Genomic DNA, 12054 nt, shown 5'->3' on the forward strand with positions numbered 1-12054 from the left:
GTATCGGTCCGTCCCGAGATAGAAAGAATAAAGATATTGCAGAGCCACGGTTTCCGCCTGCTACTATATTATACATTAGACAACATAAAAAACCAGACTGCCCATTTATAGAAGAATATAAAAAACCCCGCATCATCACGATACGGGGTTTTCTTTATTGAAAAACGTTTAGCTTAAATTTCAACCAAGATTAAGTCAACTGAGCAACGTTAATTTTATCAGCTTCTTCAGTATACTCTGACATACGGTCGAAGTTCATGTATTGATACACTTCCTCGCCCATGCTGTCTAGCATACCAGCATACTGCTGATATTCGTCGTTGGTTGGCAGTTTACCAAGTACCGCTGCTACTGCTGCAAGCTCTGCAGAAGCTAGGTATACGTTAGCGCCTTGACCTAGACGGTTCGGGAAGTTACGCGTAGAGGTAGATACGGCGGTAGACTTCGGAGCGATACGTGCTTGGTTACCCATACACAATGAACAACCTGGCATCTCAGTACGAGCACCGGCTTGAGCATAGATGTTGTAGTAACCCTCTTCCATCAACTGACGCGCATCCATTTTAGTTGGTGGCGCAATCCATAGACGAGTTTTTAGACTTCCTGCTGGTACGTCTTTTAGCAGTTTACCAGCGGCACGGAAATGACCAATGTTGGTCATACATGAACCAATGAATACTTCATCAATGGTATCACCAGCGACGTCAGCTAATGTTTTAGCATCATCTGGATCATTCGGGCAGCATAGGATAGGCTCTTTGATATCAGACATATCGATAGTCATATCGATCGTGTACTCAGCATCTTCATCGGCACGCAATAGGCTTGGGTTCGCTAGCCAATCTTGCATCTGCTCGATACGACGACTGATGGTACGTGCATCGCCATAGCCTTCTGAGATCATCCACTTAAGTAGCGTGATGTTTGAGTTTAAGTACTCAGTCACTGACGCTTCAGATAGAGTTATAGTACAACCAGCAGCACTACGCTCAGCTGATGCATCAGATAGCTCAAACGCTTGCTCAGCAGTTAAGTCTTCTAGACCTTCGATTTCAAGAATACGACCGTTGAATTCGTTGATTTTACCTTTCTTATCGACAGTCAATAGACCTTCTTTGATTGCTTGATAAGGAATCGCATGTACTAAGTCACGTAGTGTGATACCAGGCTGACGTTCGCCAACGAAGCGTACACGGACAGACTCAGGCATATCAAGTGGCATAACACCAGTCGCTGCGGCAAATGCCACTAGACCAGAACCCGCTGGGAACGAGATACCCATTGGGAAACGAGTATGCGAGTCACCACCAGTACCAACGGTATCTGGAAGTAGCATACGGTTCAACCAGCTATGAATGATACCATCACCTGGACGTAAGCTTACGCCGCCACGGTTCATGATAAAGTCAGGTAGTGTGTGCTGAGTTTCAACGTCAACTGGCTTTGGATAAGCCGCAGTGTGACAAAATGACTGCATCACGAGATCCGCTTGGAAACCTAGGCAAGCCAAATCTTTTAGCTCATCACGAGTCATTGGACCAGTAGTATCCTGGCTACCAACAGTTGTCATTTTAGGCTCACAGTACATACCAGGACGTACGCCCTCTAAACCACAAGCTTTACCAACCATTTTTTGCGCAAGGGTAAAGCCTTTACCAGTATCAACTGGCTCTTCTGGTTTAGCAAAGATATCTGAATGACCAAGACCCATGTATTCACGAGCACGATTGGTCAGGCCACGACCAACGATCAATGGAATACGGCCACCAGCACGAACTTCGTCAAGCAACGTTGGCGAGTTTAGCTCAAACGTTGACAATACTTCGTCAGAGTCATGCTTAGTGATTTTGCCTTCGTACGGATAGATGTCAAATACATCACCCATGTTTAGGTTATCAACCGCTACTTTTTCGATTGGCAATGCACCAGAATCTTCCATCGTGTTAAAGAAGATAGGCGCGATGTTGTTACCAAGTACTAGACCACCGCCACGTTTGTTTGGTACGTTAGGGATATCATCACCCATCAACCACAACACTGAGTTGGTTGCAGACTTACGGCTAGAACCCGTACCGACAACATCACCAACATAAGCCAATTGATGGCCTAGTTTTTTCAGCTCTTCGATTTGCTTCATTGGGCCAACGACGCCTTCGTCATCAGCATTGATGCCGTCACGAGAGTTTTTGTGCATGGCTAATGAATGCAATGGGATGTCTGGACGGCTCCATGCATCTTGCGCAGGTGACAAGTCATCTGTGTTGGTTTCGCCAGTTACTTTGAACGTTGTATAAGTTGTTTTTTCTGGTACTGCAGCGCGGTTCAAGAACCACTCAGCATCTGCCCAAGATTGAACGACTTCTTTTGCAATAGTGTTGCCCGCTTCTGCTTTTTCAGTCACGTCATTGAACGCGTCAAATACTAGCAAAGTCTTTTTCAATGCTTCAGCAGCATCTTGTGCAACATCGCTATCATCTAGTGCAGCAACCAATGGCTGAACGTTGTAGCCACCTTGCATGGTGCCTAAGATTTCAACTGCTTTTTGCTTGCTGATAAGTGGTGATGATGTTTCACCCTTAAGGATCGCAGCTAAAAATGCCGCTTTAACGTAAGCAGCTTGGTCAACACCAGCAGGAATACGATTTTCTAGCAAGTTCATCAAGAATGCATCTTCGCCTGCAGGTGGCGTTTTTAATAGCTCAACCAACTCTGCTACTTGTTTTTCATTCAGTGGTAGCGGAACCGTTCCTAGCTCAGCACGTTCTTCGACATGTTTACGATAAGCTTCTAACACAATAGTCGTCCTCGTTAGTTGGTGTTTAGCACATTACGTTGGGTAGTCAGTATGACAGCCTGCGTCCATGTACTAGATGGAATAATTATCTGTGCAATCATAGCTCAAAACGCTCTAAATGTTAATGGCTCAGCTTGGAAAAGGCTTAGAATAAGGCCATATTGGACATTTATTATAAAAATAGTACCGTCAATAGTACGCTTGAATGGTCTTTTATAATTTATACGTCTATTACTACGCTCATCGACTGCTTTATGATTTTCGATTAAATAGACGCTACGTGCCTGCTATACTCTTCTATAAGATATTATTTTTCAAACATGCTTTTTTTCAAATGCGCTTTAGTCATTTAATGCACTCTAGCACAGCAGCTTAATAAAGTAGCACATATCATTAGCATACATATATCATTAGCATACATAGCTAGCACATATAAACCGCCAGTGAGGATAATAAAATGAATGATAAAGAAAACAATGCCAATTATGACAACGGTCTAAAAGTTCGCACCGAGGTAATGGGTGAGCAACATGTCAAACGCTCACTGGATAGCGCGAATGGGTTCACTCAGCCATTACAGAATTGGATCATTGAGCATGCGTGGGGTAGCACGTGGCAAGAGGACTCCGTATTACCACGCAAATATCGATCATTGATCACTATCGCTTTTTTAATTGCCCAAAAAAGCCCAAATGAGCTAAAAGGACATATTCGAGGCGCTATCAATAATGGTGCCAGTGTCGCTGAGATTCGAGAAGTGCTCATGCATAGCTTGCCCTACTGCGGCGCACCTGCTACCCAAGAAGCGTTTCGTGCCGCCATAGAAATCCTGAATGAGTTGGATATTGACATAGATATTTAAAACTATGGTAAAGAGATAAGTCGTAGTAATCTTAACAAGATTGATTAAAAGCTACCCCTTGAATTTCTGTTATAATGTCCTCACTCACAACACATTCTAATAATTCCATAAACCCTTATAAGATAAAGGGTTAAGAGATAATTTTATTATGACAATTGCCGTACAAACCTATGTACCTGCTGCTAAGGCCAAACCCAAAAAAGCCATTCAAGGCGAGAAGCTGCGTGGATACGATAAAGTTGCCCGTATCCCAATTAAAGTGATCCCGACCATCGAGGCAAAGAAAAAGCCAGATTGGATTCGGGTCAAGATGTCATCGCCTGCTGAAGTAGCCCGTATCAAAGCCACTTTGCGTGAGCAAAAGCTTTATACCGTCTGTGAAGAAGCCGCCTGCCCTAACCTGCCACAGTGCTTCGCTGATGGTACGGCGACCTTTATGATTATGGGTGATATCTGTACGCGTCGCTGCCCGTTCTGTGATGTCGGCCATGGTCGTCCAAATGAGCTAGATGCTGATGAGCCACGCCATACTGCTGAGACAATTGAAGGCTTGAAGCTCAAGTATGCAGTCATTACTTCTGTGGATCGTGATGATCTAAAAGATGGCGGTGCTATGCATTTCGTTGAAGTACTCAACGAATCACGTGCGCTTAGCCCGAACTGCTTAATTGAGATATTGGTGCCTGATTTTCGTGGTCGTATGGATATTGCATTGGATTTGCTAACGGAAACGCCGCCAGATGTCTTTAACCATAACATCGAAACGGTACCGCGTTTGTACAAAGCGTTCCGTCCAGGTTCTGATTATCAGCATTCACTCGACTTGCTTAAGCTGTATAAAGAGCGCCGTCCAGATATCGCTACCAAATGTGGCTTTATGGTTGGCCTTGGTGAGACCGAAGAAGAGATTTATGCGCTGCTTGACGATTTAAAGGCACATAATGTGGATATGATTACGGTTGGTCAGTATCTACAACCTAGTAAAAACCATGCGCCTGTTGATCGCTATGTCCATCCAGATGAGTTCCAACGTTATATGGACTACGGCAAAAAGATCGGATTCTTTAATATTTGGGCAGGTCCAATGGTACGTTCAAGCTACTTTGCAGATCGTCAGTACTACGGCGAAGACTGCCCTGCACCAATCCGTAGCAAAAAAGCATTGGCGGCAGAAGGTAAACTTGGTTGCTAATCTGACCATACAGCTGATGTAAAAGCGTTCGCTAAGAAAAGCTACTGAGCATAGAAAAAGGGTGAATAACAAATTTGTTATTCACCCTTTTTTTGTAACTTAATTAAATATCAATACCTAAAAGCTAGACACTTAACGTCGGTGTCGGTGCTTCACTCGTCTTAATATTAAACACAGCAATACCAAGCACAATAACAGCGCCTGCAACACCAGTGATGATCTCAGGATAAATCAACAACAATGCTCCAACCACCAAGATAACACGGGTAAGCGTATTCATTCCGCCTCTGAAATATCCCTCAAGCGCAGCGCTTAGTGCAATCACACCAGTGATTGACGTTACTACCACGGTAATGATATCTACAATAGGAGGCAGTGGGAAATCTTTCGCCGTGACTGCCAAACCTGTTGGATCTATCATTAGCATCGTCGGGTTGTAGATAAACATAAACGGCACGATGAATCCAGCAAGGGCAAGTTTCAGCGACAAGAAGCCCGTTCTCATCGGATCGCCACCTGATATACCAGCACCAGCAAAGGCTGCCAGACACACAGGCGGTGTAATATTGGCAAAGATACCAAAATAGAATACAAACATATGCGCTGATAAAATTGGAATATCAAAGCCAGCTAGTGCAGGTGCTGCCATTGTCGCCGTAATGATATAGGCAGGAATAGAAGGTAGTCCCATGCCTAAAACCATCGATGCCAACATGGTTAAGATGAGCGTAAAGAATAATGACCCTGCGCCTAATGTGACGATAGATGAGGTCATCACCGTACCAAAGCTGGTCAAACTAACGACCCCGATGATAATACCGACGACCGCACAAGCCGCCATGACCGCTAGTGACTGGCGAGCACCATCCTCTAGTGCGCCTAAGATATCAGACAACCCCATGCGAGTCTCAGCACGTAACATACTGATCACAACGGTGAACCCAATGGTATAAGCCGCTGCATAGCCAACTGGCACGTTTTTGATTAATAAGAAAACCAAAAACACAATCGGTAGTAGCATATGACCACGGGCTTTTAGTACTTCTTTTACCGCTGGCAAGTTTTCTTTCGCGATGCCTTTTAGATCACGGCGTCCAGCGCGGAAATGCACCTGTGCAATCACGCCCAAATAGTACAAAATCGCGGGCAGTAAGGCTGCCAATGCAATTGTGCTATAAGGTAAGCCTGTTGTCTCGGCCATGATGAACGCACTCGCACCCATAATTGGCGGTAATATCTGCCCGCCAACAGAGGCACTTGCCTCAACGGCACCCGCAAAATCTTTGTGATAGCCGACCTTTTTCATCAACGGAATGGTGAAAGCACCGGTACTGACCACGTTTGATAACGCAGAGCCGTTGATACTGCCCATAAAGCCACTAGAAATGACCGCTACTTTTGCAGGGCCGCCTTTTTTGTGACCCGCGATGGCCAATGCCAAATCATTGAACAGCTGCCCCATTCCCGAGCGTGCTAAGAACGCGCCAAAGAGAATGAATAGGAAAATGAACGTTACCGATGCACCAATCGCAACAGAGTATAAGCCTTCGGTTTTTAAGAATAATTGACCAAAGATATCGCCCATATCATAAGGACGAGTCAATAATCTATCAGGCATAAAATCCAAATGACTGACAAATGGATACGCCAAAAATATCCCTGCTAAGATCGGTAAAATCCAACCAGTGATACGGCGACTACCCTCTAGCACACAGACCACCGTAATCAATGAAAATATCACATCGACTTGGTTGGCCATACCGCCACGCGAGGTCACAATATCTTGATACTCATATATTAGATAGCCCATGCCAGATAACGACAGCGCAAACCAAATCCAGTCATACCATGCCACGCGCTGGCGGCTGCTTTTTTTACTCGCGGGGAAAATCAAGAAAATTAATGCAAAACCAACGCCTACGTGTACAGAACGCTGTAATAACGCTGGCATCGGATTAAAGGTAATATAGAGGTGAAACAGTGAATAGAGTATACAAACCCCAGCGATCAAATACTTCACTGGTCCTTGAGTAATATGACGCGTGATTGACTCTCGGTCATATTTTTCCAATACTGCTTTGTTGATTGCCGCAGCTTCAGCGTCGGTATCAACATGAGCGTCTGGCTTGGTAGTTACGCTACCGTGATCCGTCACTTGGGATGTCATGACAAAAGTCCTTGTTAAATCTATCAATGAAACCATACATTTTCGGCATGATCGTTACTTCAGAATAATCTGGCACCAACTGATGTATTAAAACACGATGGTCGCCATAATCAATCTCACCTTTGGTCAGTCTGGATACCACCCAATTGAGATTAGGTAACTTCTCATTGATTTGGTAACCCAGATAGCCAGGTTTTTGTACAGGAGCAAGCATTTCGGTGGAAGGAGTACCTGCACCGAAAGCTTCAAAATAGGTTGTGGTCAGTAGCAGTGCACCTTTTTCCGTACGGCTTTCGTCAATACGTTGGTACTGCTCCTCCCACCATTGTTTTTCTACAGAATGTATCCATCGCAGTTGAAAGTCAGACTCAACGAAATAACAAACTGTATCATCAGCACCTTCTACTCCTGCGACGCGCACTTCAACGACAGGCTGGAGAATAACCCCCATCCATAACGTAAAAAAAACCAGCGCGGCAATAAATGCTGCGCCAGTCGATAACCACAATGAATTATTTGGCTGCTTGTTCGTCATAGTACTTTTTAGCGCCAGGATGAATTGGAGCGACCATGCCATCACGTGCTGTCTCTAAGCTGATATCGTTAGCCGCTTGGTGAGCTGTTTTTAGACTTTCCAAATTATCAAATAACGTTTTGGTTAACTTATAACCATCAGCTTCAGATAGATCAGAGCTAACCAATAGCGCATTCATGATTGCTGCCGTTGGGATAGCGGCTTCGTTGCCATACGTGCCAGCAGGAATCTCAAAGGTTTTGAAATAAGGCTTGGTCGCGATGATTTCTTTTAGCTTGTCTTGGTCGATGCTGACAATCTGTAAGTCTAAGCCCTGCTCAAGCTCCATCAAAGATGAGTTTGGAAGACCACTACTAAAGAAGGCTGCTTCAATTTTACCTGCTTTCATACCATCGGCCGCTTCAGCGAAGCCTAGATAATCAACAGTGACATCGTCATACGTGATACCAAACCCTTCCAATAACGTGCGAGCATTTACTTCAGTACCAGAACCTTGATCACCCACAGCAATACGCTTGCCTCTCAAATCTTCAATAGTTTTGATACCAGATTTTTTTGACGTGACGATTTGCACGACATTAGGATATAAAACAGCAATCTGTTGGATGTTAGTGATTGGCTTCTCAAAGTTGTTTTTACCTTCGATTGCATCCGTGACTACGTCACTGAGTGCCAATACCATATCGACTTTACCTTGGGTCAACAGGTTAACGTTTTCGACTGATGCACCCGTGGTTTGAGTCTTTGAGTTGACCCCAAATGTTTTGACATAAAGTTCAGATAATGACGTACCAATGATGTTATAAGGGCCAGAAGCGCCACCAGTAGCGATGGTAAGGAATTTTGTATCTAGCTTATCAGCGGCAGTGTCCGTCGCAGCGCTATCCGTTGCGGTACTATCAGTGGCTGTAGTATCACTACTTTCTGAACATGCAGCTAGGCCTAACGTGGCGCTTAGCATCGCTGACAATAATAACGGGGACTTGAAAGAGTTGAGCATGGAATTCATCCTTGAAATAATCAATTTAATATATCTAGTTGCATCAACACATATACATTGATGCGTTACAGACTTGTAATAATATAGTAATTTTAACAATAAATAAACCAAAGCTTATCTTCTCTTTTACTTTCAATACCTTATATTTAAAGCTGTTTGAAGGCATGCTAGTGTTTTATCATCAAATCTGAATATGCACATAGTTTCTCTATATAAAACTAAGTTTCGATCATCAACTATCCAAGCAAAGTTTGAGGGTAGTACAAACCTTTATCAAAACCAGATATGGATGACACATACTACCTATCTGAGGCAGCATCTACTTTAATTGTGACAATATATTGTTATAGATAACGCATAAAATTTGACCCAGTACTTATTTTTGATTGCTTACTATTACCACTCAATTTCTGCTATATTTTCTTTAAATATTAATAAGCGCCAATAGCAAGAAATTTCTTCTACATTAGCACGGTTGTCTTCGACAACTAAATTGGATAACACTTATGACAACCTCTATAGAACAAGCACCACTATCTGCAGATATCGCTATCATTGGGGGTAGCGGGTTGTATCAAATGGATGCGCTCATCAACAAGCGTCATATTACTATTGATACGCCCTTTGGCAGCCCCTCTGATGACATTGTCCTTGGTGAGTTAGAAGGTGTGACCGTTGCTTTTTTGACGAGGCATGGTCAAGGTCATAGACTGACGCCGTCTGAAGTGCCTTATCGTGCCAATATTTATGCGTTAAAAACGCTTGGGGTGCGCTACATCGTGTCCGTATCAGCAGTAGGCTCTCTACGAGAATCGCTTAAGCCACTAGATATGGTCATTCCAGATCAAATGATTGATATGACCAAGCAGCGAGTGAATACTTTTTTTGGCGCGGGTGCAGTCGCTCATGTATCAATGGCCGATCCGCTTTGCCCTGCCCTAGCAGAACTCTTGACGCGTGCTTATGACAATGCAGATATTGCAGAAGGCACCAGTCACTCAAAAGCGACCTATGTCTGTATCGAAGGTCCACAGTTCTCAACTCGTGCGGAGTCAGAGTGGTATCGTCAGATGCAGGCAGATATTATCGGTATGACTAATATGCCAGAAGCCAAATTGGCACGTGAAGCGAGTATTGCCTATGCCACGTTGGCCTTAGTGACAGATTTTGATTGTTGGCATCCGACTGAAGAAGCTGTCAGTGCAGACTACGCGATAAAAAATCTCATGAAAAATGCCGACAATGCTCAAAAAGTGATTAAGGAAGCTGTTTCTTTGATTGCCGCTGAATCGCCTGACTCAATTGCACATAATGCGCTTGCTCAGGCATTAGTGACGTCAGTAGATACGATGGACGACACAACCAAAATCAGACTGGCAGCATTACTTCCTAAACATTGATAAACATGTCGATAAATGAGTATCTAACCGAAAATCAATCGATCAAACAGTAAAACGCTATTTCTATAGTGTCTGCCAATACACAAACATCAGCAACGAATGACTCATAAAAAAGGCCATTAAGTAAATTAATGGCCTTTGCTAATGTCAATCTCTTAGTTTTAACAACAACCACCTAATCCAGAGGTTGATATCACAGACTGGTTAAATGGCATCAGCTCACCGCAGCCGGCAAAAATACCATAGTGACGACTGTCATCACCAATAAACTCAAAATGCGGTGCAAAGCGAGACTCTTTTAGCATTCTAAACGTATTGCCACACACTGGAAATACCCGACCCGCTTCAATAGCATGATGTTTATCAAGATCAAAACGGTGCGGTGATTGCTCGATAGAGCCTTTATATATCACCGCTTGACCATGATCTTCGCAAGCATCTTCGAGCGCTGCAATCTTAAACAAACGATAAGTAGCAGAAAAAAACTGAATATCACCAATTTTTGCCGCCAAGGCAGGACCAGTAATCTCAAGCGGACGATCCTCGACCAAACGTACGTCTAAAAATCCTGCGTCTCGTGACAAACGGGTAAAGTCCTTCCAATACAACGCGCCGCTCAAACACTCGCCATACAAGACTGGATCATCGACTAAATGTTGTGGAATACGGCGATCAGCATACACATCAGAAAAATAAAACTCGCCGCCAGGCTTAAGTAAGCGCTGCACACTGGCCATGACGGCTGCTTTGTCTGGTGAGAGATTAATCACGCAATTTGAGACAATAATATCGAAGCTAGCATCTGCAAGATTGAGCTCATCTAGCTTTTCGATATAGCCATGTAAAAAAGTCACATTGTCATAACCAAACTTGTCGATGTGATATTGCTGATGCTCTTTGGCAACGGCCAGCTGCTCATCGGTCATATCGACGCCGACCACATGCCCACTCTCGCCCACCAATTGCGCCAATGCATAGACGTCACGGCCTGAACCACTGCCCAAGTCTAAAATTCGGCAACCCTCGAGCAGTGCAGGACACACCAGCCCGCATCCATAATAGCGACTCAGCACTTCATCATGGATATTGGCCAATAATGGCTTGAGCCACTCTGGCATATTGCTCACATCACAACACGCTGAGGTTTTTAGATCATCGGTACTTTGTAACTCTTTACCATAGTAATTTTGCACGACGTCATGCATAACAATATCCTTATTGAGAGTAAAACCTGGTTAAAATCTGAGTAAACATCATAAAAAATAAAGCAATACGGTATAAATACATCCATGACAAGCGGGTGCCGACCGTCATCTAGTTGTTCGTATGGTCATAGCTATTGAGCAAACTTAAGCCAATCTGATGGCAGATGCTCTAAATCTGCAGGCTCGTCAATATCATGTAGCGGCGCTAACAATGCCAATGTCCAACCCAAATCCGCCACACGCTGCCGGGTCACAGTTGCCACACTAGCTGTACTCCAGACGATATCTGAAAACAGACTGCCATCAAATTGCTTAAACCCGAATAACACATAGCCACCATCAGTCGCTGGGGTCATAACCGCATCATGGGCATCGAGCTGCTGTACTGCTGTCTGAATACGCTCTGCCGTCAGACTGGGACAGTCAGAGCCTATCAATACGATTTTTTGGTATCTTTTCAGGGCATCTTGACTTGCTGTGATTAAACGCGTGCCCAAGTCGCCATCTGCTTGAGTCGACCACTGCAGTGAGTCAGGCAAATTAAGGGTTTGCCAGCAAGGCTCTATCGCTGCTGGACTGACACATAGCTCAACGACAAAATCAGTAGCGACTGCTTGCTCGACACTATGCAACAGCAATTGTCTTGCCATACGAGCAGCGCCCTCTACGCCTAGGGCTGGTTGCAGGCGCGTTTTTGCCATATCACGCGCTGGATATTTGGCAAACAATATGACACAGGTGTCTGGGTATTGTGCTTGTGCATCGGTTATCGTACGGGTTTTGTGAGGGCTTGAATGCTCAGTCATGCTAGGGCGCATCCTTAATCTAAAGGGGTATTAGGTATTAATGTTTATATCGTTGATTCGGTTTAAACGAGCATCAAGGCAATCGAAGTCATT

The 12054-nt window shown here is 44.2% G+C and carries 9 protein-coding genes; 3 read left to right on the plus strand and 6 right to left on the minus strand.

Going from position 1 to position 12054, the window contains the following annotated elements; genetic code table 11:
- Positions 1-190: 190 nt before the first annotated feature.
- The gene (gene acnB, locus I6E61_RS07235) at positions 191-2794 is read right to left on the minus strand and encodes a bifunctional aconitate hydratase 2/2-methylisocitrate dehydratase (RefSeq protein ID WP_197132357.1); all 2604 of its coding nucleotides are present in this window, start codon (positions 2792-2794) and stop codon (positions 191-193) included.
- A 457-nt stretch (positions 2795-3251) separates the two neighbouring features.
- On the opposite strand from acnB, the gene I6E61_RS07240 reads away from it, so the two are divergent.
- Positions 3252-3656 (plus strand): carboxymuconolactone decarboxylase family protein, encoded by a 405-nt coding sequence (locus I6E61_RS07240; protein ID WP_197132360.1) that lies wholly within the window; start codon positions 3252-3254, stop codon positions 3654-3656.
- Positions 3657-3804: 148 nt separating this feature from the next.
- Entirely contained in the window at positions 3805-4848 is a 1044-nt protein-coding gene (gene lipA, locus I6E61_RS07245; protein WP_197132363.1) for a lipoyl synthase, read from the plus strand.
- Positions 4849-4972: 124 nt separating this feature from the next.
- On the opposite strand, the gene I6E61_RS07250 is transcribed toward lipA, so the two are convergent.
- Genes I6E61_RS07250 through I6E61_RS07260 form a run of 3 tightly spaced genes read right to left on the minus strand, consistent with a single transcriptional unit; the run spans position 4973 to position 8550 of the window.
- Complete coding sequence (locus I6E61_RS07250) at positions 4973-7015, minus strand: TRAP transporter permease (protein WP_197132366.1); 2043 nt, start codon at positions 7013-7015, stop codon at positions 4973-4975.
- Positions 6987-7550, minus strand: a complete 564-nt coding sequence (locus tag I6E61_RS07255; RefSeq protein ID WP_197132369.1) for a DUF1850 domain-containing protein — start codon at positions 7548-7550, stop codon at positions 6987-6989. Before I6E61_RS07255 ends, I6E61_RS07250 begins: the two co-directional genes overlap by 29 nt.
- Positions 7528-8550 carry a TAXI family TRAP transporter solute-binding subunit gene (locus I6E61_RS07260; protein WP_197132372.1) on the minus strand — a complete coding sequence of 341 codons (1023 nt, stop codon included), beginning with the start codon at positions 8548-8550 and terminating at the stop codon, positions 7528-7530. Before I6E61_RS07260 ends, I6E61_RS07255 begins: the two co-directional genes overlap by 23 nt.
- A 506-nt stretch (positions 8551-9056) precedes the next feature.
- On the opposite strand from I6E61_RS07260, the gene mtnP reads away from it, so the two are divergent.
- On the plus strand, positions 9057-9950 hold the full coding sequence (gene mtnP, locus I6E61_RS07265; RefSeq protein ID WP_197132387.1) for an S-methyl-5'-thioadenosine phosphorylase: 894 nt from the start codon (positions 9057-9059) through the stop codon (positions 9948-9950).
- 161 nt (positions 9951-10111) lie between these two features.
- Here mtnP and I6E61_RS07270 read toward each other — a convergent pair whose 3' ends face one another.
- Together I6E61_RS07270 and I6E61_RS07275 are read right to left on the minus strand one after the other, a co-directional pair.
- Complete coding sequence (locus I6E61_RS07270; protein WP_197132390.1) at positions 10112-11155, minus strand: methyltransferase domain-containing protein; 1044 nt, start codon at positions 11153-11155, stop codon at positions 10112-10114.
- Between the two features lie 131 nt (positions 11156-11286).
- The gene (locus tag I6E61_RS07275; RefSeq protein ID WP_197132393.1) at positions 11287-11961 is read right to left on the minus strand and encodes a TIGR04282 family arsenosugar biosynthesis glycosyltransferase; all 675 of its coding nucleotides are present in this window, start codon (positions 11959-11961) and stop codon (positions 11287-11289) included.
- Positions 11962-12054: the final 93 nt, after the last annotated feature.

Source organism: Psychrobacter sp. NZS113 (assembly GCF_015864825.1).
Taxonomy (GTDB): domain Bacteria; phylum Pseudomonadota; class Gammaproteobacteria; order Pseudomonadales; family Moraxellaceae; genus Psychrobacter.